Genomic DNA, 23015 nt, shown 5'->3' on the forward strand with positions numbered 1-23015 from the left:
GACTAGCCGCCGATCATGACTTCCTTAAGGAATATCGATGAAGAAGCATGTGCAAGAGCTGACAGGCTTGCGCTGTATTGCGGTGATGATGGTCGTCATCGGACACGCGCAGCATATGAGCGATGGCGGTTTCAAAGGCGTCTATGCGCCGCTGCGCCTAATATCGGATGGCAGGCTCGGCGTGCTGATGTTCTTCGTGCTGAGCGGTTTTTTGATTACAGGCATTCTGCAAGCCGAGTGGCAAGCAACCGGCACCATTCGCCTCATGCCTTTTTACGCAAAGCGCGCGCTGCGCATCTGGCCCGCGTTCTATATCTATCTCATGATCGTGTCGACGCTAGCGGCTGCCGGTCTCGTCGATGTCGATCATCGGCAGGTTGCTTTGGCTGCATTGCATCTCTGGAACTATGCCGGCGTTGCGGGCCTTGCGAACGTGAACGCGGCTCACGTCGAAGGCGCTTGGTATCTCGGGCACTTCTGGACGCTCGCGCTCGAAGAGCAGTTTTACTGGTTTTGGCCGCCGCTTCTCTTTTACATCCTGAAGCGCGGCAATCAACGTGTACTCATCGGATTGATCTTCTTCGTGCCACTCGTGAGAATAGCCACTTATTTTGCGGCGCCGAGCCTTCGCGGGCAACTCAGCATGATGCTGCATACCGGTATCGATCCAATTCTCATCGGCTGCTATGTCGCGATGAATAAGGACCGTCTCGCGCAAAAGGTCGCGTCGCTGCCGTTAGGCTCGGTCATTCCCAGCGTGCTGATCGCGCTTCTAATGTTCGTCGTGCCTCCCGTGCAGGACAAACTCGGCGGCTTATGGCGCGCCACCTATGGCACGACGCTCGAAGCCGCGATGGTCGGCTTCGTCATCATCGTGTTGGTATCGCAAAAGGGCTTTTGGTTCTCGCGCTTGCTGCGTACCGCGCCGTTCGTTTATGTCGGCACGATCTCGTTCAGCCTTTACTTATGGCAGCAGCTATTCATGCATCCGCATTCGCCGGTTGCATTCGGCTTTCCGGGCTGCGTAATCGGTGCGCTCGTCGCCGCGAGTTTGAGCTACTTCCTGGTCGAAGTGCCGTTCCTGCGCATGAAGGATCGCTTCGCGGCGCGGGTGGGCAGAAGCCGGCAGGCTGGCATGACGCATGGCGATGCGCTCGGCACGCAGGGGCCGAAGTAGTTTGCATGCGCCAGTGACCGTGTGCGGCGTGTCGCTGACGCGTAATTGCAGGTGCTTGCAATTGCGATGGTTCAGCACCTTACTCACTCTTCGCCCCATACTCCAGCTTTGGATACCAGTCCGTTCCGCGCCCTTCCGGCGTCATGTCGAGCACGGTCCAGAGCGGCATTGGATCGGGCGCGCCGCGCGGGTCCTCGCCGGGATCGGCCGTGGCGAAATCCATCTCGCCGCTCCAGAAATGGCGAATCACGCCGTCGCGCCGCGTGAAGACATTGATGGCCGGTTCGTCGCCGCCGTCTTTCGAAACGCCGTGATAATCGCGGCTGAAATTGCCATTCGTATCCGAGAACAAGGCAAGATCGCGCCAGCCGCGCTCTTGCTTGAACGCGACCAGCCGTTCGAGCGGCGAACGCGCGATGACCGCCAGCGCCACGCGCTGTCCAATGTCCGCCGCCTCCCCTTCCCACGCCGATAGCAGCGACGTACACATCGGGCACGGCCGCTTGCGCTCCGGCCCGAACATGTAGCTATACGTGACGAGCGTGTTCTTGTCGCCGAAGAGCCCGTCGATATCGACCGCGCCGCGCTCGCTATCGAAGTGATAATCGCCCTTGACGATACCGCCAGGCGGCAGCGCGCGCCGCATCTCCGCAACCCGCTCGATATGTCGCCTCAATTCGATTTCCTCGGCAAGCAACGCAATACGCGCCTGCCGATACTCCGCGCTTTCGTTCGGAAAAGTCATGGTGGCGCGTTGGGCCAGTTCTGCTGCGGGAACGAGCTTATTCATGTTTCGTCTCCTGTCATGAAGGCTTAATCGCGATCCGGCGCGCCCGGCGGAAAGAACGCGCGATACGGCCGCGCTTCATCCACCGCACGCGCGAACGAAGGCCGCGCTAGCAGACGCTTTCGATACGCGATGACGTTCGCGTACCGCTCATCGATGCGATGCGTCCAGTCCGCGTAAAACAGAAACGGCGCCGCGCCGCAATCGGCGAGAGTGAAGGCATCGCCCGCCGCCCATTCGCGTTTGGCCATCAGGCGGTCGAGCCAGGCGTAGGACGTGTCGAGCATCGCGCGGGCATCCGCGACACCGTGCGGGTCGTGCTCGCCATCCGCGCGCATGCAATCGAACACGATCTTCTGCTGCGGCGTGGACACGTAGTTGTCAAAGAAGCGGTCGAGAAAGCGCACTTCCAGTGCGGCGCGCGGATCTTCCGGAATCAAGCGCACCGGGCCGGGATGAAACAACCCGAGATACTCGATGATCACGCTTGCCTCGATCACGGAACGGCCGTTGTCGACGAGCACGGGAAAGCGCTTTATCGGCCACAACTCCGTCAGTTCCCGCATCGCCTCGGGCGTTTGCGGCGAAAGCGCGCGCCATTCGAACGGCGTCGCGTTCTCGTACAGCGCGGTCAGCACCTTCTGACAATACGAGGAAAACGGATGCGCGTACAGAATCAGACTCATCGACAAACCTCCTGTAATGAGCCGAAAGAAGCAAAAAACCGTCGCGACTTTGGCCCTTATCTGCACGACGCGCGGCCACGTTGAAAATCGACAGCGGATCATGCGGAATTAAAAAAATTTTGTTGTGCGATGCAGCGCTGACGTGCCGTCCTTTGTTAAGGTGCGAGACCCGAAGCACCAGCGAAACCCGCGAAACTCTGCATGACGCCCATCTATAAGATAAATATCGTGATAGCGGACGACCAGCCCGTCGTGCTGCTGGGCCTGCAAAGTTGGTTCGAGGCGCGCGGGCGTTATCGGGTGGCGGCAACGGCGCGCAACGCCGCGCAGTTGTTCACGAAGCTCGAAAGGACGGGCGGCGATCTCATCGTGATGGATTGTGCGTTCGAAGGCGCGCCAGGCGGCGAGTTTCCGCTGCTGCGCATGGTGCGCGAGCGTTTCCCCGATGTACCCGTAGTTGCTTTTACGCAGGAAACCGAGCCGAGTACGCTCTTCGCGATGCAAGAGGCGGGCGCGGCGGGTATCGTCAGCAAGTGCGACGAGTTGCGCGAAATGGAGCGCGTTTGTCAGCGCGCGTTGTCAGGGGCAACGGGCATTGTTTCCCGCCGTATCGCGGCGTACTGCAACACCGCGCGCAGCTTCGATATCAATCCGTCGTATCGCGACGTGCGCGTGTCCGTCAAAACAGTCGCAAGTTGAACGCGGGGCGCGTGCCCCGCGCCATTGCTAGACCTTCTGTTTGTCCAGTTCCACCAGCGCGCGCCTGGGGTAACCGACTTCCTTGCCGTCATCGAAACCCTTCTCGTACGCGCGCTGATCGAGCGCCCTGAAAAGCGGTTCGAGCTCGTCGACCTGAGTGCGGATCAACTGCATCAGAGGCTTGATGAGCGCGGCGGACACGACGCCCGCGTCCTCTCCTGGCCGCTTCGCGCCGCATACCACTTGGACCATCGCGCGCAACGTCTGCGCGCGCTGCACGCAGTAATCGGCAAGCGGCATGCCGTGCGTGATGACGGGCTGCCCTTTCTCGTCGATCGACACGGATATGTTTGGCTCCATGAGTCTTCCCCTTTTAGTTGAGTTGGAGCTGAACTCTAGGAGTCTGGGCTTGGCGGCCGCCACGGGATAAATCCTAAAACCGCGCGATAACTGTAAGCCTGCCGTCAAGCAATTGCCCATCAGCAAGAACCCGCCAACTTCGCTACGATGTCCGACTGAACGAATATCCCCAGTACGCGCGGATGACACGCATCCCGCTCATCGATAAAAACATCATGCCCACGCCGCCCCACGCCATCGGTTTCACGCTTGCTCCGCTCGACCGCGTCTCCGAAAAGCGCGACGACGACAGCTTCGTCGCCGGTCTGCGCGATCAGACGTCCACGCGCTTTCTGCTCTTCGTGAACGATGTGCCGCTCTTCAAGCGCGCGCACGGTCACGATCCTTTGTTCGATGCAGACGAAGCCGCGAAATTCGGCGCGCCGCTGCAAACTGTGCTGCTCGGTCGCGAAGCGGATGGCCGAGCGCTCTTCGCGCACGCGCTCGAAGGCAGCGCCGAGAGTATTGCGAATGCGCTCGACGCGTCGCCCGTCGAAGCGGTGGAGTTGCGGCCCATCGCAATGCAAGGTCTTGTCGAACCGTCGCTCGTCAGTGCGCTCGGCGAAGCGCGTTCGATGCTCGACTGGCATCGGCGGCACCGCTTTTGCGCGAACTGCGGCCACGCCACGGATGCCGCCGGCGCGGGCTGGCGACGCCTTTGTCCGAATTGCCACGCACAGCATTTTCCGCGCGTCGATCCGGTCGTCATCATGCTCGTCACCGATGGCGAGCGCTGCCTGCTCGGGCGGCAAAAGCAGTTCGCGCCCGGCATGTACTCGGCGCTTGCGGGCTTCGTCGAGCCGGGCGAGACGTTCGAGCATGCGGTTTACCGGGAAGTGCTGGAGGAAGCGGGCATCCGCTCGGCCGACGTGCGCTACTACGCTTCGCAACCGTGGCCGTTTCCATCGTCGCTGATGATCGGCTGCTTCGCACGCGCGGTCGAAACCGACATCACGATCGACTACAACGAGCTCGAGGATGCGCGCTGGTTCTCACGCGAGGAAGTAGCGTCGATGCTCGATGGCTCCCACGCGCAAGGCTTGTCCGCGCCGAAGCCGTTTGCCATCGCGCATCATTTGCTGAAGGCGTTCGCGGAAGAATAAAAATCAGCCGCGTGTCTTGCGCCATTGCGCGTAGGCGGCGAGCGTTTCTTCGTTCGGCGGATACATGCCGCGCAAGATCGCGCCGTCCGCCACGCGCTTCGCGATGAACTCTTCCAGCAACTCCTGCTCGGCCGCGTCCCTTGCGACCTCGGACGCCATGTGACGCGGCACGATGACGACGCCATCCACGTCGCCGACGACGATATCGCCCGGATACACCGCCACGCCGCCGCATGCAATCGGCACGTTCATATCGACCGCGTGATGCTTCGCGAGATTGAGCGGCGCGCTCGCGCCCGCGCAGAACAACGGCAAGCCGATATCGCCTATCGTGCCGCTGTCGCGCACGCAACCGTCCGAGACCATGCCCGCGACGCCGCGCACCTTGAGACGCGTGGTCAATATCGATCCCGTCGACGCCACCGTGCGATCGCCGCGGCAATCCTGCACGAGCACGCTGCCAGGCGGCGCCGTTTCGACGGCCTTGCGCTGCGGATGATCGGGGTCCTTAAACACGCCGACGTGATCGATATCCTCACGCGCCGGAATATTGCGCAACGTGAACGCGGGGCCGACGAGGTTCGGCGCGCCGTTAGCGGGCTTGACGAGCGGCGCGACGCCTTGCAGAAACACGTTGCGCAAGCCGCGCTTGAAAAGCTGCGTGGTGAGCGTCGCGGTGCTGACGTGGCGCAGTTGCTCGATGGTTTCGTCGGCGACGTCGATGTCTTGAATGGTCATGGTGTCAGTGAATTTCCGGATCGTCGTGCGATTTCATTTCAGCAGAGTCATCGGCCAAGGGTTCTTCGAGAAAGTCGAAGTCGCAACCCTTGTTCGCCTGGGTGACGTGCAGTTGATGCATCACGCCAAAGCCGCGCTCGAACGGGCGTTTCGGCTTGATCCACGCCGCCTTGCGCGCGGCGAGTTCCGCGTCGCTTACGTCGAGATGAAGCTTGCGCGCGTGCACGTCGAGTTCGATGACATCGCCATCCTCGACCAGCGCAAGCGGTCCGCCGACGAACGATTCCGGCGCCACGTGCAGCACGCACGCGCCGTAGCTCGTGCCGCTCATGCGCGCATCCGAGATGCGTACCATGTCGCGCACGCCTTGCTTGAGGAGCTTTTGCGGAATCGGCAACTGGCCCCACTCCGGCATGCCGGGCGCGCCGACCGGTCCTGCGTGCTGCAGTACGATCACGGAATCGGCGGTGATGTCGAGTGCTTCATCGTCGATGCGCGCGGCCATGTCGGCGTAATCCCTGAACACGACCGCCGGGCCGCGATGCCGCAACAGATGCGCTTCCATCGCAGCCGGCTTGATGACGGCGCCATCGGGCGCAAGGTTGCCGGTTAGCACGGCGAGGCCATCGTTCGGCACGAGCGGGTTGCTTCGCCGGCGAATGACGTCATCGTCGAAAATTTCGGCACCCTGAATATTTTCGCCGAGGGTCGCGGCATTGACAGTTAGTTGCGAGCCATCGATTAGATCGCCGAGTTCCGCGAGCAGCGCGCGCAGGCCGCCTGCATAGAAGAAGTCCTCCATCAGATATTTGCCGGCCGGACGCAGATTCGCGATGACGGGCGTGATGCGCGACAACTCATCGAAACGCGCGGTCGTGAGCGGCACGCCCGCGCGGCGCGCGACGGCCACGAGATGCACGATGGCGTTGGTCGAACCGGACATCGCGAGCACGGTGGTGATGGCGTTATCGAACGACTTCGGCGTGAGGATGTCGAGCGGCTTAAGATCGGTCCACACCATTTCGACGATGCGTTGCCCCGTCAGCGATGCGAACTGCGCGTGCCGCGAATCCACGGCGGGGATCGAAGCGAAGCCCGGCAGCGTGAGGCCGAGCGCTTCGGCGGCGCTCGTCATGGTCGAGGCGGTGCCCATCGTCATGCAATGGCCCGGCGAGCGCGCAATGCCGCTCTCCACGCCCTTCCACTCGTCTTCCGTGATCTTGCCCGCGCGCAGTTCGGCCCAGTACTTCCACGTGTCCGACCCGCTGCCGAGCGTGCGGCCGTTCCAGTCGCCGCGCAGCATCGGGCCGGCGGGCAGGAAGATGGAAGGCAGATTCATGCTGATCGCGCCCATCAGCAGGCCAGGCGTGGTCTTGTCGCAGCCGCCCATGAGCACGCAGCCATCGAACGGATATGACCGCAGCAGTTCCTCGACTTCCATCGCGAGAAAATTGCGGTAGAGCATGGTCGTCGGCTTCTGGAACGGCTCGGCGAGCGTCATCACCGGCATTTCGACGGGAAAGCCGCCCGCCTGCCAGACGCCGCGCTTCACTTCCTCGACGCGCTGCTTGAAGTGCGTGTGGCACGAATTGATCTCGCTCCATGTATTCACAATGGCGATGACCGGCTTGCCCATGTAATCGGACGAGTGATAGCCCATCTGCGCCGTGCGCGAACGGTGACCGAAGGAGCGCAGGTCGTTCACGCCGTACCAGCGGTGGCTGCGCAACTGTTCGGGCGTCTTGCGGGATGAGGTCAAACCGTGTCTCCTTAAGCGGCCGGTTCGTCGTCCGGTCTTTCAGTGCGATGGTATCGCTACCATAGAATCGAACCGCATCCTAGCGCTCGCATCGAAGACGCGTCGCCTAGGGTTTACGATTCATTTGATACTGAGCCGCACCGACGCAATGAGATCGGAGAGCCCGAGCCAGAGAATCTGCACGCCGATGCAGAAGATGACGAACGCGAAAAGCCGCATGGCGACCTGCGTGCCGACCGTGCCGAGCAGCCTTTCCAGATGCCCGGCAAAGCGCACGCACAAGTAGATGCTCGCGCAGACGAGCACGAGACCGACGATCACGCCGATCAGATGCACCGGCTGCAACCCTTCACGCGGCGACCCGGTTCCGAGCGCGATGGCGACAGCGATGGCACCCGGTCCGACGGTGATCGGCAAAGTCAGCGGATAGAACGCCTTGGCGCGCAGCGAAGCACCGCTACGCGGCGTGGGCGCGGGTTCGGTCGTTGTGTCGTCGTCGGGCGCCTGGAGCAATCCCCACCCCGCCATGGCCACGACGATACCGCCCGCCACGCGCAGCACCGGAATGGAGATGCCGAAGAAGTTGAGCACATAAGCACCGACCAGCAGCGACACGACCAGGATGGCGAAGCTATTGATGCAGATGCGCCGCGCGAGTTCGCTGCGTTCGGCATCGGCCAGATGCGGCAGCATGCTCAGCACGACGAGTGCGACCGCGGGCGGATTGATGATCGGAAAAAGGCCCGCGACGATCACGAGCACGGTCTTCGCGAACTCCGTGAACATGTCCGCTCACTCCAGATTGAACGCCGTGATCCGAACGTCCGAGTCCTTGCAGGCGTCGTCACGGCACACGCCGCTGAACCAGATTTCGCCGTCGCCGATCATCGCGCCTTGATCGCGCACGAAGAGCTTGGCGTATTGCTGATGCGCGACGGTATCGACGAGTTCTGGCGTGAAGATACCCGCGTAGGCCGCCACGAACTCGCGCTTGTTACGCAGCAAGGCGTTGTCGCCATTGCTGTTGCGATGCACCGCGATCGGATAGTGGACCATGCCGGCGACCGCGTTCTTGTCGCCGGCCGCGACGGCCTGTTTGAGCTTGTCGAAGAACGCGCGATATGTCTCGTGGGCGCCGAAGAGCGTGTCGATGCGGGCATCGACATCCTGATCGGTCTGCGCGTTGGCCGCCGGTGGCAGCGCGCCGCACAACGCGGCGGCGGCGCAGCAAGCGCTCAGGAAACGGAACATCGATCGAAGCGGCATGCAAAGGCACTCCGTGTCAAAAGAAACCGCGAAGCATCGCGCCAGGCGTCGCACTCAGGCGAGCGGCGCGCCGAGAATCAACAGCCATTCGGTCAGAAACGAGCCCAGCCCCACGCCGATCAGCACGCGCGCGAGGATCGTCCAGAAGCGGTTATCGACATTGCCGGAACAACGCCACGCCACCGTGCACCACGCCAGATAGAGTACCGAACCCGCCGCGAATAACGCGAGCGTGCCGGGCCAGAACCAGATGGTGAGCAACAGGAACGTTTCGGGAGCGAGGCCGCTCGACAGCAGGTAGAGATAGAGCGCCCACCATGCGAGATGCAAGGGCAGACCCAGTAGCCACCAGACTTTCCAGAAGCGTTCTTCTCCGCGCCAGGCTCTGGGCAACATAGTCAACATGCGTCGTCTTAACGGCTGGAATGAGGCCCGAATTCTACTCCACGCGCCTCGTTTCCTCTGTCCGCGCTCACGCCGACAGGCTGCGCCGCTTCGCCTCGATGCGCGTGATGAGTCGCTGCAACACGCTTTCCGCCGAGCCCGAAAGCCGCGTGAAGCGAAAGCCGACGACATAGCGCACGTCGCCACGCGGCGTCGTGATACTGCGTGGCGAGACGAGCGCGAGATCCACCGAAAGCGAGCCGCCCGCACCGAGGTTCAAAAGGACATCGGTGAAGAGCGTGCCGATCTCCGTTTCCGCGAGGCGCGGCGTATCCATGCGCAGCGCGACGCCGCCAAGCGAAATGTCGTGCACTTCGCAGTGGAACGGGTCACCGTCCGGATAAGTGCCCTTGGCGAAGAAGGGATCGAGAATGGGCGCCGGCACGCGGAAGTACTCGCGGCGCTGCACGTGATAGACGGCTTCCGGGAACGATACTTCGAACGCTTGTCGTCCCTCGAAGCTCACCGCTTGCGCCGGGCCCGTCGTGAACTCGACGCGTACGCCTTCCGGCGCGCCCTTGAAGTACAACTGCGGCGCTGCGAGCAACGCGCGATTGTCCGACTCCACGCCGCCCCAGTCGAACACGATACGCCCTTCGCGCGGGTCCACTTCCAGCAGTTGCGTGACGATCTGGCCGTGCGCGCTCGCCACTGTCAGCATGTCGCGCCGCTGCAGGAGCGAACGCAGACAAATGCCCATTTCGGAAGGCGTACGGCGGGCAAAGCGCGCGTAGTCTTCTGCGAGTTGTTCGATGTCGGTAATGGGCGGGGCAGTCTGCGACTGCGTTTCAGCGAGCATGGCGGTCGGGTCGATTGAGGTTTCCAGCAGGAACGACGAACAATGCGAGCTACGTCTCGAATATGCGCAGTTTGCACGAAAAGCAAACGCTTCATAACGCGGGTTACGACTAGGTTTTCGTGTTATTTCAGCGTTTTGCCCGGCAGGAAAGGGTTCGAGGCTTTCAGAATGCCTGCGCCGACGCGCCAGCGTTGCAACATGCGTGCAACAGGATTCAAGACGACAAGCCGCCAGCGCTTTCACAATGCGTCACTTCGAACCGAAACGGACAGCCCTTATGACGAGCGCATCACCGGAACAACATGAACCAAGCGCGCGGCCGCAACGCTGCGTGATCGTGGTGGATAGCGAACTGCCACCCGGCCGGGCGGCGAACGCGGCGGCGGTGCTGGCGCTGACGGTGGGGCAGCGGCATCCGTCGCTCGTCGGCGCGCCGCTCGTCGATGCCTCTGGGCACGCGCATCCGGGGCTGATTCCCATCGGCATTGCAGTGCTGGCGGCAGATCAGGACACGTTATCGGCGTTGCGCGCGAAGGCCGCGGCCGCATCGTGCGATGTCGTGACGTTTCCCGTGCAAGGCCAGCAAACGACCGATTACGACGCCTTCCGCGATGCCGTCGCCAGCGTGGAAACCGAGGCCTTGCGCTATGTCGGTCTCGCGCTGATCGGCGACAAGAAGCCCGTCAGCAAAGCGGTCGCGAATCTCGGCCTGCTTAAATAAACTTGCTTCGATTCAACGCGTCGCCGTCTTGTATGCGCCTGGCGTGACACCAAGCATGCGGCGGAAAGTGCGCGTGAGATGCGCCTGATCCGCGAAACCGGTCGCGGCCGCGATATCGCTCAACGCGCCGCCATCGCGGATCAACGCCATGGCGACGCGCACGCGCGCCTGCCGCTGATACTCGTGCGGCGTCATGCCGGTTTCACGACTGAAGGCGCGAAACAAGCGATAGGGCGGCAAATTCGCCGCCTCCGCGATATCCTCCAGATGCACCTGCTCGCCCAGACGTTCGTCGATAAACCCGCGCGCGGCCGCCACGGCGCGCGGTTCGCGCGGCGCTTTTGCGTCCTTCGTGCGATCCGTCATATGCCGGCCGGTGAGACGCGCCGCGAACTGCAAATACCGCTCGTCGCGATACAGCGACGGTCCCTGCTCTTCCGATGACCGGTGCACATCGTGAAGCGCCGCGCACAACGCCGGATCGCGAATGATCGGGCCGATCAGCCCTCCGCCGCGCATACGTTCGTCGCCCGCGAGCGCACGCAGATGCGCGACATCGACATAGAGTGTGCGCTGCGTCCAGCCGGCTTCGTCGACGGGCCAGCCCGCGTGCGGTTCATCGGCGTCGATGGCGTAGAGGTCGCCACGTCGCGCCACAAACTCCGTGCCGCGCATGCGGATGCGGATGGCGCCGCCCGTCAGCAGCGCGAAACAGGCGGTGTCGTGCGCATGGACGTCGTAGGAGAAATCGGCAAAGCGGCCGCGCAGCAGTTCCGCGCCGAGTTCCGGCGCGCGCCAGATGTGCGTGTCGGCCTTGAGCGGCGCTTTCATTTCGATTCGAACGGCAAGCTCGCGATGAACTGATCGATCGCGGCGTACAGCGCGTTGCGACGCACGCCATCCTGCGCCTCGATGGACAAGCCCGCGAAGAGCGTCATGCAAAGCGCAGCGAGCGCATGGATGTCCGCGTTGGCATGGAGCTCGCCGTGTTTGCGCGCATCGTTGAGCCGCGCGGCGATGGCGCTTGCCACCTGACGGCGAATCTTGCGCAACTCGTCGCGCAACTCGCCGTGCTCCGGCGCCACCGACATGCCGCCCAGAAAGATCATGCAGCCGCGTGGCCCCGTCCCGCTCGTGAAAAGCTCAATGCTCGTGCGGAACATGGCGCGCAAACCGTCGCGCGCGGACTCGTGCGCGCGCAACTGGCGCACCGCCGCGCCACCTTCCGCGGCGGAATAGAGCGCGATCGCCTCGCGGTACAAGTCTTCCTTGCTGCCGAACGCGGCATAAAGGCTCGGCGAGTTGATGCCCATGGCATCGACGAGATCGGCCATGGAACAGGTGTCGAAACCCTTGGCCCAGAACACTTCCATCGCGCGCCTGAGGGCGGCGTCGCGGTCGAAGGCGCGCGGTCGGCCACGCGTCTTGTGAACCGTCTCCAAGACTTCATCTCGATGCAGCGTCATGTCGTCTCCGTTTTTATGAACGACGTGGCACGCGATTGGTGCGTTCCATGGAATTCTGAATTCTGTGTTGATCGTAACAAAATATCTGGACCTTTGCACGGACCAGTGTTTTAATATGTGTGTCGATCATTACACAATTCAGCTTTCTGGAGCATCAACATGAAATCATCTATTACCGCCTTGGCCGCCGCGTTCGTTCTGGCCGCGCCGCTGGTTTCGTTTGCGCAAACCGCCGCGCCTGTCGTGTCGCAAGCGAGTCCGGTTTATTCGGTGTTCGTGGATCAACCCACGGGCTACACGTTCGTGAAGATGCCGGCCGGCTGGAAGTTCGTCGGCGCCGTATCGGCGGAAGACACGCAGCATCTGCCTGCCACCGTGCTGACGTCCGGCGCCATGCCCGCCGACTATGCACAGCTCAATAGCGCTGCATCGGTGAAGTGAATGTGTGGCCAAGGCCCGCTTCGTTGTTCGTTTTAGCGCGGGCCGTTTCACTCGCGTCAAGCATCAGGCGCACGCGATCGATATCTGATCGACCGTGGCGGCCCGTTCGGCACAGATCGCATCGACGATAAATTGCGCGTCGCGCGCGACGCCCGAAAAGCGGCCCGAGCCCCATGTGTGCAACCACGGCAAGCCCACGAAGTAGATGCCGGGCGTGGCTGTCACGCCGCGCCGGTGCGTCGGGTAGCCGCGTCCGTTGAAGACCGGCGCATCGAGCCAGCTGAAGTCCGGCGTGAAGCCGATGCACCACACCACCGACGTGATCCCGCTGTCCGTCAACGCAAGCTCGGTGCGCTCGTCTTGCGGCTGCCACACGGGTTCGTAGCGTTCGCCTGCGGGTGCGTCGATGCCATGCTTGTCGATGAAGCCATCGATACTCATGTTGATGCGGTTGTAGATATCGTCGGCTTCGTCGAGATTCGCGCGCAGGTTGGGCGCAAAACGCAGCTTGCCATCGCGGAGATCCTGCAGCCGCCCGAACAATTCCATGCCTTCCTGTGCAAAGCGGCGCAGGTCGATATCGCGGCCGCCGTCGCGGCCCGTCACGTAGTGATTGGTGTTGTCGCGCACGCCTTCGCGCAACGGATGATCCGTCACGGGCATTTCGTAGTAGCGCATGTCCGCGAGCCAGTCGACCACGTCGCGTCCGCGATAGAACCGCGCGCAACGCGGCGCTTCGCCCACGGCGAGATGCACCTTGCGTCCCGAGAGATGCAAGTCCTCCGCGATCTGCGCGCCCGACTGGCCCGATCCGACGACGAGCACCGCGCCCGGTGGCAACTGATCCGCATTGCGATATTCCGACGACTGCACCTGCGCGATCTCCTGCGGCAAGCGTTCGGCCATGCGCGGGACGATAGGCGTGTGATAGCCGCCCGATGCCACCACGATCTGATCCGCCGTGAACTCGCCCTGCGTGGTCTTCACGGCATAGCGGCCCGCTGCATCACGTTGCACGCGTAACACGGCGGTCTGCTCGAGCACGGGCGCATTGACCTTCGCGATGAAGCCATCGAGATAGTCGATGATCTCATCCTTCTTCATGAAGCCATGCGGGTCCGCGCCGGTGTACGGGTAGCCCGGCAACGCGCATTGCCAGTTCGGCGTGACGAGGCAGAAGGTGTCCCAGCGCTGCGTGCGCCAGGTATGCGTGACGGTCGCTTTCTCGATCACGAGATGATCGATGCTCGCCTGCTGCAGAAAGTAGCTGACCGACAGCCCGGCCTGCCCGCCGCCAACGACGATCACGCTGTAATGCGTCTCTGTGGAAGTGACGTTCGACATGTTCCGATTCCCTTTGATTCAAGGACTTCAATCGAGCGCGAGCACGGTGACGAGCGCGCCGGGTCTTGCATCGAAGCGGCCCGCGTCGGCTTCGATCTGCGCAAGTTGATCCATCGCGGCCGAGCACGCGAAGCCGTACTTCTCGCGCACGCGCTCGGAGCCTATCGTCAGCGCCTCGCGTGAGCGCGCGACGAAGTCATCGACGGGATAGGTGTTGCCCGGTGTGAAGAATTCGCCGACGACCGTGGACGGCGAATAACAGTTCGCTTCGACGCCATCGGGCCAGCGAATTCGAAAGTGCATGACAGGCATGGTGGCGTTCCTTTAGACGGTCGTGAGCGGCAGGCTTTGCAGCCACTTGCCGTAGATGTCGAGATGATGCGCAGCGCTCGCCTGCCATGTGTAGCGGTCGAGCAAGGCCGGCACGGCTTGATCGAAATCGATGTCGTGTGCACCGTCCATTGCTTTTGCAAGCGCCTTGGCAATCGAAGCGGCGTCATGTGGATCGGTGAAGATGCAGGTTCGATCGTCGAGATAGTCGGTGAACGGTTCGATATGCGAGATCACGACGGGTTTGGCGCTCGCCAGCGCTTCGAGTACGACCAGGCCGAAGCCTTCGCGTAGCGAGATCATGGAGACGACATCGGCGATGCTGAACAGCGCGGGCATCTGATCGTCGGGCAAGGGACCGGTAAGGATCACTTGCGTGTGATCGAGGCGGAGCTCGGCTGCACGCGCAAGAAAGCGGCGCGTGTAGGCGTCGTGGTCGAGCAGGCTCGCGCCGCCGGCAAGCACCAGTTGCGCCGATGGCCGTTGCGCACGCAGCAGCGCAAACGCTTCGAGCAGCATGAGCGTGTTCTTGCGCGCCTCTATGCCGCCCACAGCCAGCACGACCCGCCCCGCGCCTATCGCGAAGCGCTTGCGTAACTCGTCGCGCTGTCGGTCCGCGCGCGCCGCATAACGCGTTCTGTCGATGCCGTTTCTCACCGTGCGCGCATGCACGCCATGCGTGTCGTACATCGTGCGCGTCCATGCATCGCTGACGCAGAGCACGGCGTCGGCGTCTTGCCACGCGCGACGTTGCCAGTGCGAAAGACGCGCATCGTCGAAATTGTCGAGATGATGAACGGTACGCACGAATCCCTTGACGCAGCCTTCCGCTTTAAGCTCGGCGAGCGCATTGCCGCCAATGCTGTCTTGCGCATGGAGAACATCGAAGCTCTCCGCGCCTTCTTCGATCAGCGCATGTTTCAGCGCGCGGATGCGCTCATCGACCATTGCGACGAGACCATCGCGCGTTCCGGCCACGCGCGCCAGCACCACGCGGCACGGCGATGCGCGGAACATGGATTCGCCTTCACGCGCGGGCGCAAAGATCGTCAAGAGGTGGCCGCTTTCGTGGAGCGCACGCGCGAGTTCGAGGCTATGCACGACACCCCCGCGCGGATTCACCGAATGCGTGAGCAAGCCTATGCGCATCATGTCGCGCTCCTCGCGCAAATGAAGCCTTCTTCCCGCAGATTCCATAACAGCGCGCTTTCCCCGCCACGTTCGACGACCACTTCGCGCGACGCATCCACCGAGCCGATCGCGGCGCACGCCAGCGAACGGGCTTCGAAACGCGCGCGCACGGCATCGACATGTTCGGGGCGCACCGACAGCACGAAGCCGAAGCTCGGAAAGGCGGTGAGCCAGCGTTCGAGGTCGGCGTCAGCGGGACGCGGGATGGCATCGAGATCGATACGAGCGCCCGCCTTCGAACATTCGAGCAGCATGAGCGCGGTGCCGAGCGCGCCCGCCATGCTGATGTCCTTCGCTGCATCGCAGAGTCCGTCTTCGGCGAGCGCGGGCAGTATCTCGAAGTCGTCGCGCGCACGGCCTTGCGGCGCATCGGTCGACGCATTCCAGAACGGATACGGGTCTTCATACTTGCCGCGCAGATCGACGGCCATGAGAAGCGCGTCGCCGGGTCGTGCATCGAAACTCGTCAAGAGCTTGCGGGCGCGGCCGAGAATGGCCACCGCGAGTTGCGCGCCGTCGCTCTGCACGTTGCTATGTCCGCCGACGACAGGCACGCCGTAGGTCGCCGATGCAGCCGTCATGCCCGCGAGCACTTCGGAGGCGTCTTCGATATTCGCGTTCCATAACGCATCGACTACGGCGAGCGGGCGGCCGCCCATCGCATAGATATCGCTCACGTTGACCATGACCGCGCTATAGCCCGCGAACCACGGCATGGCGCGCACGAAGTCACTGACCATGCCTTCGATGGCGAAGAGCAGAAAGCCGTCGCCATCGCGAATAGCCGCGCAGTCGTCGCCGATTGCAACCGCTCGCGAAAGATCGAGACGGTTGTCGGGCAAGCGGCTCACGACATCCGCGATATCGCGCTTGTGGCGAAAGCCGCGGCTCTCGCGCAAACGCTCGACCAGTGCAGACAACGTGCTCATGACGGCTTGCGCGCCAGCGCGACGAAGCCGCTTTGCGGCGTGACGCACGGCGGATACGCATCGAGTTGCGCCTGCATCAGATGATGCGGGCGCCCGAAAATGGCTTCCTCCTTGAGCGAATCCCAGCGCAGGCGCGCAAAGAGCGGCGCGTTCTGCGACTGCACGTGCGCGAGAAACGTCTCGCAGCCCAACGCATGCGCGCTCGATACCGCAAGCCGGATCAAGGTCGCGCCGATCTTCGCGTGCGAGCGAAACGCAGCGTGCACGGCAAGGCGCGAGCCGAACCACACGCCGGGCTCTTCCTCGTGGATGCGCACCGTGCCGACGACCTGTTCCGGCATGCCCGCCACGCAACTCAGCGCGACGAGCAGTTGCGCGCGTTCGTCGATAGCGTCGCGGTCATCGCCGATAAATATCCCTTGCTCCATGCAGAACACCGCGCGCCGCAGCTTGTAGGCTTCGCTCGCTTCCCACGACAGCGTCGCCCACTTCACGCGATATTCGACCGGCGAGTAATCGAGATCGGGCACATCGGCTTCGACGAACATGATCACACCTCGTACGATGAAAGCGACGAACACGCGCCGCACTTGCCGCAGCCGGCCTTGATATCGGTCGAGCGCATCTGTGCTTCGGCGAGCATCGAGCCGATGGGCGCCAGCACCGAACGCATGAATTCCGGCTCCGGCGCGGGATGGTCTTCGAGCGGCGTGCCGCTGATCGGCACGAACGGCACGACGAACGGATACACGCCGAGCGCAATCAACTCGCGCGACATGTCGATGATCGACTGCGCGCTATCGCCGAGGCCGGCGAGAATGTACGTGCTGACCTGTCCGCGTCCGAAGACGGCGACGGCTGCCTTGAACGCTTCCATGTAACGCGACATCGGCACGCTGGCCTTGCCCGGCATGATGCGATCGCGCACGGCGGGCGTCACCGCTTCGAGATGCATGCCGAGCGTATCGATGCCGCTTGCCTTCATGCGCTCGAACCAGCGGTCGTCATCGGGCGGTTCGCACTGCGCCTGAATCGGCAGATCGACGGCGGCCTTGATGGCGAACGCGCTGTCGCACAGCACTTTTGCGCCGCGATCCGGCGTGGGCGGCGTGCCGGTCGTGAGGACCATATGCTTCACGCCATCGAGCAGAACCGCCGCGCGCGCCACTTCGGCAAGCTGCTCGGGCGTCTTGTGCGCGATGGTGCGCCCCGCCGCGAGCGATTGCCCGATCGCGCAGAACTTGCACGACTTGCGGCGGCTTTCATAGCGGATGCAGGTTTGCAGCACCGTCGTCGCGAGCACGTCCTTGCTGTGCAAGGTGGCGATGTGCGAGTACGGCACGCCGTCGAGCGTCTGCATCGCATAGAAACGCGGCGCTTTGGGGAAGCTGATGCTCGCGATAGGGATCGCATTGCGCATCAACGCGCTCGTGCCGTTCGCGTCCGCTTCGCCCGCGACGAAGGGCGAGTTCCACGCGGTGCTCGTATGCACGGGCACCATGATCGTCACGCCATCGACGGTGACGGCCTTGTGATCCGATGGCCCCGCGCCGCCGCGCCGGCTCGAAACGCCGGCGCGCGGATCGACGAGCCGCAGGCCCGCCGACTGAAGCTCAGTCATCAATTGCCGGCTCGACGCTGGCAGGTTCTCTCTGGCGCTCATCGTATGAGGCTCCGGTGAATGGCATGACGGGCATGGCGGGACGGTCGTTGATCGCAAGACTCAGCAACTCGGGTCGCGCGTAATGGCCGACCGAATCCATCATGCGTTTGCGCTTGGTGATGAGCGACATGTCCAAATCGGCGATGACCATGCCCTCGCCTTCGCGCAACGGCTCGACCACGTGCTGGCCTTCGGGCGAAACGATCGCGGTGTTGCAGCCGCCACGCAGCGCGCGCTGCAGATTCGGATCGGGCGTGATGGCTTCGATCTGCGCCTCGGTGAGCCAGCCCGTCGCGTTGACGACGAAGCAGCCGGACTCCAGCGCGTGATGACGGATCGTCACTTCGATCTGATCCGCGAAGATCGGCCCGACGAGCGAGCCGGGAAACTGACTGCAGTGGATCTCTTCGTGCTGGGTCATCAACGCATAGCGCGCGAGCGGGTTGTAGTGCTCCCAGCAAGCAAGCGCACCGACACGTCCAATGCTCGTATCCACGACCTTGAGACCCGCTGCATCGCCCTGTCCCCAGACCATGCGTTCGTGATACGTCGGCGTGATCTTGCGGCGCTTGAGCAACAGCTTGCCGTCGGTATCGAAGATGAGTTGCGCGTTGTAGAGGCTGCCGTGATCGCGTTCGTTCACGCCGAGCACGACCACGATATTGCCGAGCCGCGCGCGTTCGGCGACTGCATGCGTGACCGGTCCCGGCACCACGACCGCCTGTTCGTAAAGCTTCATGTGATCGGCGCCCATGGCAACCGGCGCGCGCACGAACGAGAAGTACGGGTAGTACGGCACGAAGGTTTCGGGGAACACGATCAACTGCACGCCTTTCGCGGCGGCTTCGTCGATAGCCGTGCACACCTTGTCGAGCGTTCCGTCGGGCCGCTCGAAGTCGGGCGTGATCTGCACGGCCGCCGCGCGGACGATGCGTTTTGCGCTCTGTGCGGCCATGATCGTCAGACGGTCCACGTATGAATGATCAGCGCGTTATCCTTTCGATGGAGCAGCTGGATGTCGAGGACATCGAGCGGACTGATCGGCCGGATGCCTTCGATCAACGACGCTTCGCCGTGCCCATACAGCGCTTGCAACGCGAATCGGCATGCATAGACCTTGCCGCCTTCGGCCATGAACTTCTGTAGTTGCTTGTTGAAGTTGAGATGACCGGGGAAGGCTTCGTCGCCAAGCGTGGGAAAGCCGCGTTGCAGACCGAGCGTGACGCCGGGGCCGTAGAGCAGCACGGAAGTATCGAAACCCTTGCGTTGCAGACGCGTTGCCTGCAGCAGATTCACGAAGCCGATCGAGCCTTCGAACGCGACCGTATGAAACGTGACGAGCGCTTTTTCGCCGGGCTCGGCTTTGACATCCTCGAAGACCTTCTCTTCGTAGTCGACCAGATAATCGCCGTTCTTGTGAAGCGGTTGCGTGACTGCGGGCATGGCATTCTCCGATGGTGGTGTCTGATATGGCGCGCATCGAGTTGTCGCGACGGCGAGCCTACAAACGCAACGGATATGCCAATGATTGGCCCGCGAAATGCAATCACTTCGCGATCAATAAAAAGCGCTGCGGCGATGCGCGCCGAAAAAATTTTCACGCGCCATGATGGGTAACGCTTCGCGACGTTTTGTCGATGCAATCAATGAAGATCGCGCGCACGAATTCGGCGCAGACACGCATGGCGCTGGTGCGCGCGACACCGAAGCCGTGCATCGATGCGATCAATGCAATCAGCTCGTCCAGGCTTATGCGATCTTTTTTGATGCGGCATGCTTGGCTGATCGCATGCACACAAGGGAATCGCCCCTATGAATCAGCCCGCGCATCACTGGATCAGGAAGCTCGAAGAGAGCCGCAAGCCTGCTTATCTGACGATTCCCGATCTCATCGAGGAAGATCTCGCGAGCGGTCGCTTGCGTCCGCGCGATCGTCTGCCGGGACTGCGCGATCTCGCCGACGTCCTGAACCTCAACTACACGACCGTGGCGCGCGCTTATGCGGAAGCACGCAAACGCGGCTTGCTGGATCTGCGCGCGGGCAGCGGCACCTTCGTGCGCGGCCGAACGCAGACCTTGCCGCTGGCGGGCGGCAGCAGCGTCGAGATGTCGATGAACATGCCGCCCGAGCCGCCCGGGTTGACGGCGCGCTTGCGGGCATCGGCGGCCAGTCTGATGCAGAGTGCGGACCCGTGGCAGTTGTTGCGCTATCAGGACTTCGGCGGGACGGCGGCGGATCGCGCGGCGGGCCGTGTATGGCTGCGCATGCGACTGCCCGATTGCGAGGACGATACGGTGCTCGTCTGTCCCGGCATTCATAGCGCGTTGGTGGCGCTTGTTTCGCAGCTTGCGCGGCCGGGCGAGATGATCTGTCTCGATACGCTGGCGTATCCTGGCATCAAGGCTATCGCATCGCAACTCGGGGTTCGCTTGCAGGCGTTGCCGCGCGACGACGAGGGGCCGCTGCCGCATGCGTTCGAAGCGCTTTGCAAGACGGAGAAGCCAGGCGGCTTCTACTGCAATCCGACCTTGCAGAACCCGAGTACGTTGACCATCAGCGCGCAACGACGCGAGGCATTGGCGGATGTCGCCATGCGCTATAACGTGCCGATCATCGAGGATGAACCGTACGGCATGTTGCCGCTCGATGCGCCCGCGCCGCTTGCCGCGCTCGCGCCCGAGCTGACTTATCACGTCACGGGCTTATCGAAGACCTTCGGTGCGGGCTTGCGCGTGGCGTATCTCAAGGCGCCGACGCCACGGCAGACGCAGCGGATCGCTGGCGCGTTGCGCGCGACGACAGTGATGCCGAGCCCATATACGGTGCTGCTGGCGACGCACTGGATCAACGACGGCACCGCCGCCGACGTGCTCGATGCCATGCGCGAGGAATCGATCGCGCGGCAGGCGATTGCGGCGCAGGCGTTGCGCGACTTTCCGTTTAGCGCGCATCCGCATGGCTTTCATCTCTGGTTGCCCGTGCCCGACTTGTGTGACTGGAGCGCTTCGGAATTGGCGTTGCAGTTGCGTAATCAGGGGATCGGAGCCGTTGCGGGCGCGGCGTTTTCAACGGATGGCAATCCGCCTAATGCGTTGCGCTTGTGTCTGGGTGGACCGCAGAATCGCGAGGATTGCAGGGAGGCTTTGAAGCGGGTGGCCGATATGCTGGCCGATCCGCATCATTTGCATATGCCGATGCTTTGAGGGGTGTTGACGAAGCCACGCATATGAGCCGCCCCCATGGCGCAGGGCTTGTCGATCAGGTCGTGACCGAAGCCATTGCGAGCTTGATCAGACTGTCTCGGACGCGCTCTATCACTTCATCCCAATCGCCACGCCGCTTCTGCCGAAACAACCGCGCAGACGGATACCAGGGCGAGTCTTCGCGATCATCGAGCCAACGCCAGTCACCCGAGAATCGATTCAATATCCATACCGGCTTTCCAAGCGCACCTGTTAGATGGGCGACGGATGTATCGACGCTGATCACCAGATCCAACTGCTCGATGATGCACGCCGTATCGACCAAGTCGTTGGCGTCGTTCATCAAGTCGATGACTTCGCCATGCGGTGAAACCTCGGCAAGCTGCGTTCGGGGTTTGCCGTGCTGCAAGCTGAAGAAAGTCACGCTGGGGTTATCCAGCAGCGGAAGGAGGTTCCGAAAGTGTAGCGATCGCAAAGCATCGAGTTTCGTTTGATCGGGACCGCTCCTGAAATTGCCAAGCGCGGGCGAACCCGCCCAGGTAAGCCCAACTTTCAAGGATCGTCGCGCACTCAACCCGCTCATGCGCTTGGCCCAAGCTTCGAGACGCTCACTTGGCAGCTTAACGTACGGCGCCCGCCAAGGAATGCCATGTAGCGTCATATGCATGAGCCCCGGAACACTCATTGAGAAGCACCAGCGGTCGTAATCGGCTGCGCCGGGTTGCACACCGATATCGATGATGGAATCGATACCTTCGACGCCCTGAAACAATGCGAAAAGCCCGTGATTACAGGCCACTGTCAATCGAGCGACGCCCGCCGTTTTGAGGAGCGGCATGAAACGCACGAACTGAATTGCATCACCGAGGCCCTGCTCGAAAACAACTAGTAAAGACTTGTCCTGAAGGGACTCGCCTTGCCACGCGACAATCGACACCGCCCTTGCCTTCCGTTCTATCAGGCCAAAAGTGGCGTAGTCAAACGAGTCGGAGTTCCTTTCTTCGAAAAATTCCCACCCTTCTTCATATCGACCCATTCTCAACAGCAGGATGCCAAGGCCAAACTTAGCCCCCGCACTCTGCGGACGCAGGGCAATCGCCTCGCGCAACCAGGTTTCCGCCTCCTGTAGTCGGTTGAAATCGGTGAGCAAGGCACTTAGATTTAGACGAGCTTCGAACGATTCGGGTTGCAGAGATATCGCTCGGCGAAGGCACAGTTCGGCTTCGGCCCACTCGCCACGCCGCTGCTGCACAAGCGCTACCCCGCAATGCCCAAAGCCGTTAGTTGGATCGAGAGCCGAAACTTGCCGGTACGAAGCAAGAGCTTCATCGTCTCGGCCGGCGTTGAACATCACGTCGCCGAGTAGGCAGTGTGCCTCGGTCGCCGTCGGGCGAATCTCGATAGCTCGTCTGCTTATCTCTTCAGCCTCTGTGAGACGGCCACTCGATCGCGCTATTGCTCCAAGACTGATATGTGCGTCGAAATGTTGCGGCTGAAGGGCGATGGCGTCGTGAAAAGCAATTTCAGCGAGATCGGCACGACCACTATCTCGCAATATGCAGCCGAGCACATGACTTGCCATTGCAAAGCCAGGGCGAAGTGTCAACGCGCGGCGAACCAGCGGCTCAGCGTCGGCAAAACGTTTGAGCTGGAACAGGACGGCGCCGAGATTGAGCGCGATATCCGCCGAATCGGGTCGAAGTTCAATGGCCCTGCGTAATATGACTTCTGATTCCGCCAAACGCCCGACCTGCATGAGAAAGACGCCGAAGTTGTTATGTGCGGCAGGAGAATCTGGACGTAAGGCTAGTGCTTCTCGAAACGCCTTTTCGGTTTGCGTTACCGTTGCATCTTGCGTACTCATTTTTG

At 62.4% G+C, this 23015-nt stretch carries 27 protein-coding genes; 6 read left to right on the forward strand and 21 right to left on the reverse strand.

The features are described 5' to 3' along the window. Positions 1-37 precede the first annotated feature (37 nt). A complete protein-coding gene (locus NCR40_RS23445) occupies positions 38-1177 on the forward strand; it encodes an acyltransferase family protein (protein WP_250510796.1) in 1140 nt (379 codons plus the stop codon). A 79-nt stretch (positions 1178-1256) separates the two neighbouring features. Here the strand turns inward: NCR40_RS23445 and NCR40_RS23450 are convergent, their stop codons facing one another. Both NCR40_RS23450 and NCR40_RS23455 read right to left on the reverse strand, forming a co-directional pair. Then, the gene (locus NCR40_RS23450) at positions 1257-1967 is read right to left on the reverse strand and encodes a DUF899 family protein (RefSeq protein ID WP_250510797.1); all 711 of its coding nucleotides are present in this window, start codon (positions 1965-1967) and stop codon (positions 1257-1259) included. Positions 1968-1990: 23 nt separating this feature from the next. After that, positions 1991-2650 (reverse strand): glutathione S-transferase family protein, encoded by a 660-nt coding sequence (locus NCR40_RS23455; protein ID WP_244829969.1) that lies wholly within the window; start codon positions 2648-2650, stop codon positions 1991-1993. 201 nt (positions 2651-2851) lie between these two features. On the opposite strand from NCR40_RS23455, the gene NCR40_RS23460 reads away from it, so the two are divergent. Then, positions 2852-3349: a response regulator gene (locus NCR40_RS23460; protein WP_250468672.1), complete on the forward strand. Its 498-nt coding sequence runs from the start codon at positions 2852-2854 to the stop codon at positions 3347-3349. Positions 3350-3376: 27 nt separating this feature from the next. Here NCR40_RS23460 and NCR40_RS23465 read toward each other — a convergent pair whose 3' ends face one another. Then, positions 3377-3709: a hypothetical protein gene (locus NCR40_RS23465; RefSeq protein ID WP_244829967.1), complete on the reverse strand. Its 333-nt coding sequence runs from the start codon at positions 3707-3709 to the stop codon at positions 3377-3379. A gap of 215 nt (positions 3710-3924) precedes the next feature. On the opposite strand from NCR40_RS23465, the gene nudC reads away from it, so the two are divergent. After that, on the forward strand, positions 3925-4851 hold the full coding sequence (nudC, locus tag NCR40_RS23470) for an NAD(+) diphosphatase (RefSeq protein WP_250510798.1): 927 nt from the start codon (positions 3925-3927) through the stop codon (positions 4849-4851). A 3-nt stretch (positions 4852-4854) separates the two neighbouring features. Here nudC and NCR40_RS23475 read toward each other — a convergent pair whose 3' ends face one another. From NCR40_RS23475 to NCR40_RS23500, 6 genes are all read right to left on the reverse strand, one after another. Next, entirely contained in the window at positions 4855-5589 is a 735-nt protein-coding gene (locus NCR40_RS23475) for a ribonuclease activity regulator RraA (protein ID WP_250510799.1), read from the reverse strand. A 4-nt stretch (positions 5590-5593) separates the two neighbouring features. Next, positions 5594-7348, reverse strand: coding sequence for an L-arabinonate dehydratase (gene araD, locus NCR40_RS23480; protein ID WP_250510800.1), 1755 nt, complete (start codon positions 7346-7348; stop codon positions 5594-5596). 120 nt (positions 7349-7468) lie between these two features. Next, positions 7469-8134 (reverse strand): MarC family protein, encoded by a 666-nt coding sequence (locus tag NCR40_RS23485; protein ID WP_244829963.1) that lies wholly within the window; start codon positions 8132-8134, stop codon positions 7469-7471. Positions 8135-8140: 6 nt separating this feature from the next. After that, positions 8141-8614, reverse strand: a complete 474-nt coding sequence (locus tag NCR40_RS23490; protein WP_250510801.1) for a hypothetical protein — start codon at positions 8612-8614, stop codon at positions 8141-8143. Positions 8615-8668: 54 nt separating this feature from the next. Beyond that, a complete protein-coding gene (locus NCR40_RS23495; RefSeq protein ID WP_250510802.1) occupies positions 8669-9010 on the reverse strand; it encodes a hypothetical protein in 342 nt (113 codons plus the stop codon). A gap of 76 nt (positions 9011-9086) precedes the next feature. Further along, positions 9087-9857, reverse strand: coding sequence for a flagellar brake protein (locus tag NCR40_RS23500; RefSeq protein WP_250468695.1), 771 nt, complete (start codon positions 9855-9857; stop codon positions 9087-9089). A gap of 277 nt (positions 9858-10134) precedes the next feature. On the opposite strand from NCR40_RS23500, the gene NCR40_RS23505 reads away from it, so the two are divergent. Beyond that, a complete protein-coding gene (locus tag NCR40_RS23505) occupies positions 10135-10578 on the forward strand; it encodes a DUF2000 domain-containing protein (RefSeq protein WP_244829959.1) in 444 nt (147 codons plus the stop codon). Positions 10579-10590: 12 nt separating this feature from the next. Here the strand turns inward: NCR40_RS23505 and NCR40_RS23510 are convergent, their stop codons facing one another. Together NCR40_RS23510 and NCR40_RS23515 are read right to left on the reverse strand one after the other, a co-directional pair. After that, the gene (locus NCR40_RS23510; RefSeq protein ID WP_244829958.1) at positions 10591-11409 is read right to left on the reverse strand and encodes a helix-turn-helix transcriptional regulator; all 819 of its coding nucleotides are present in this window, start codon (positions 11407-11409) and stop codon (positions 10591-10593) included. Then, positions 11406-12044, reverse strand: coding sequence for a TetR/AcrR family transcriptional regulator (locus NCR40_RS23515; RefSeq protein WP_244829957.1), 639 nt, complete (start codon positions 12042-12044; stop codon positions 11406-11408). Before NCR40_RS23515 ends, NCR40_RS23510 begins: the two co-directional genes overlap by 4 nt. A gap of 159 nt (positions 12045-12203) precedes the next feature. Here NCR40_RS23515 and NCR40_RS23520 point away from each other — a divergent pair, with 159 nt between their 5' ends. Further along, the gene (locus NCR40_RS23520; protein WP_250510803.1) at positions 12204-12485 is read left to right on the forward strand and encodes a hypothetical protein; all 282 of its coding nucleotides are present in this window, start codon (positions 12204-12206) and stop codon (positions 12483-12485) included. 63 nt (positions 12486-12548) lie between these two features. Here NCR40_RS23520 and NCR40_RS23525 read toward each other — a convergent pair whose 3' ends face one another. The 9 genes from NCR40_RS23525 to NCR40_RS23565 all read right to left on the reverse strand — a co-directional run bounded on the left by NCR40_RS23525 (position 12549) and on the right by NCR40_RS23565 (position 19737). Further along, entirely contained in the window at positions 12549-13829 is a 1281-nt protein-coding gene (locus NCR40_RS23525) for an MSMEG_0569 family flavin-dependent oxidoreductase (protein WP_250510804.1), read from the reverse strand. A 27-nt stretch (positions 13830-13856) separates the two neighbouring features. Beyond that, positions 13857-14141, reverse strand: coding sequence for an MSMEG_0570 family nitrogen starvation response protein (locus tag NCR40_RS23530; RefSeq protein WP_250468704.1), 285 nt, complete (start codon positions 14139-14141; stop codon positions 13857-13859). Positions 14142-14153: 12 nt separating this feature from the next. Further along, on the reverse strand, positions 14154-15311 hold the full coding sequence (locus NCR40_RS23535; RefSeq protein WP_250510805.1) for an MSMEG_0565 family glycosyltransferase: 1158 nt from the start codon (positions 15309-15311) through the stop codon (positions 14154-14156). Further along, on the reverse strand, positions 15308-16279 hold the full coding sequence (locus tag NCR40_RS23540; protein WP_250510806.1) for a sll0787 family AIR synthase-like protein: 972 nt from the start codon (positions 16277-16279) through the stop codon (positions 15308-15310). Before NCR40_RS23540 ends, NCR40_RS23535 begins: the two co-directional genes overlap by 4 nt. Next, positions 16276-16827 carry an MSMEG_0567/Sll0786 family nitrogen starvation N-acetyltransferase gene (locus tag NCR40_RS23545; RefSeq protein WP_244829951.1) on the reverse strand — a complete coding sequence of 184 codons (552 nt, stop codon included), beginning with the start codon at positions 16825-16827 and terminating at the stop codon, positions 16276-16278. Before NCR40_RS23545 ends, NCR40_RS23540 begins: the two co-directional genes overlap by 4 nt. A 2-nt stretch (positions 16828-16829) precedes the next feature. After that, the gene (locus NCR40_RS23550) at positions 16830-17900 is read right to left on the reverse strand and encodes an MSMEG_0568 family radical SAM protein (RefSeq protein WP_370652265.1); all 1071 of its coding nucleotides are present in this window, start codon (positions 17898-17900) and stop codon (positions 16830-16832) included. Next, positions 17893-18897 carry a Nit6803 family nitrilase gene (locus NCR40_RS23555; protein WP_244829949.1) on the reverse strand — a complete coding sequence of 335 codons (1005 nt, stop codon included), beginning with the start codon at positions 18895-18897 and terminating at the stop codon, positions 17893-17895. The genes NCR40_RS23550 and NCR40_RS23555 overlap by 8 nt, the downstream gene beginning before the upstream one ends. A gap of 5 nt (positions 18898-18902) precedes the next feature. Continuing rightward, positions 18903-19385 carry an MSMEG_0572/Sll0783 family nitrogen starvation response protein gene (locus tag NCR40_RS23560; RefSeq protein ID WP_244829948.1) on the reverse strand — a complete coding sequence of 161 codons (483 nt, stop codon included), beginning with the start codon at positions 19383-19385 and terminating at the stop codon, positions 18903-18905. Between the two features lie 154 nt (positions 19386-19539). Continuing rightward, positions 19540-19737, reverse strand: a complete 198-nt coding sequence (locus NCR40_RS23565; RefSeq protein ID WP_250510807.1) for a hypothetical protein — start codon at positions 19735-19737, stop codon at positions 19540-19542. A gap of 17 nt (positions 19738-19754) precedes the next feature. Between NCR40_RS23565 and NCR40_RS23570 the strand changes: the two genes are divergently transcribed. Beyond that, on the forward strand, positions 19755-21146 hold the full coding sequence (locus tag NCR40_RS23570; protein ID WP_250510808.1) for an aminotransferase-like domain-containing protein: 1392 nt from the start codon (positions 19755-19757) through the stop codon (positions 21144-21146). Positions 21147-21201: 55 nt separating this feature from the next. Here NCR40_RS23570 and NCR40_RS23575 read toward each other — a convergent pair whose 3' ends face one another. Next, positions 21202-23010: a tetratricopeptide repeat protein gene (locus tag NCR40_RS23575; protein ID WP_250510809.1), complete on the reverse strand. Its 1809-nt coding sequence runs from the start codon at positions 23008-23010 to the stop codon at positions 21202-21204. Positions 23011-23015: the final 5 nt, after the last annotated feature.

Origin of the sequence: Caballeronia sp. GACF4 (assembly GCF_023631025.1) — a bacterium.
Classification (GTDB): Bacteria; Pseudomonadota; Gammaproteobacteria; order Burkholderiales; family Burkholderiaceae; genus Caballeronia.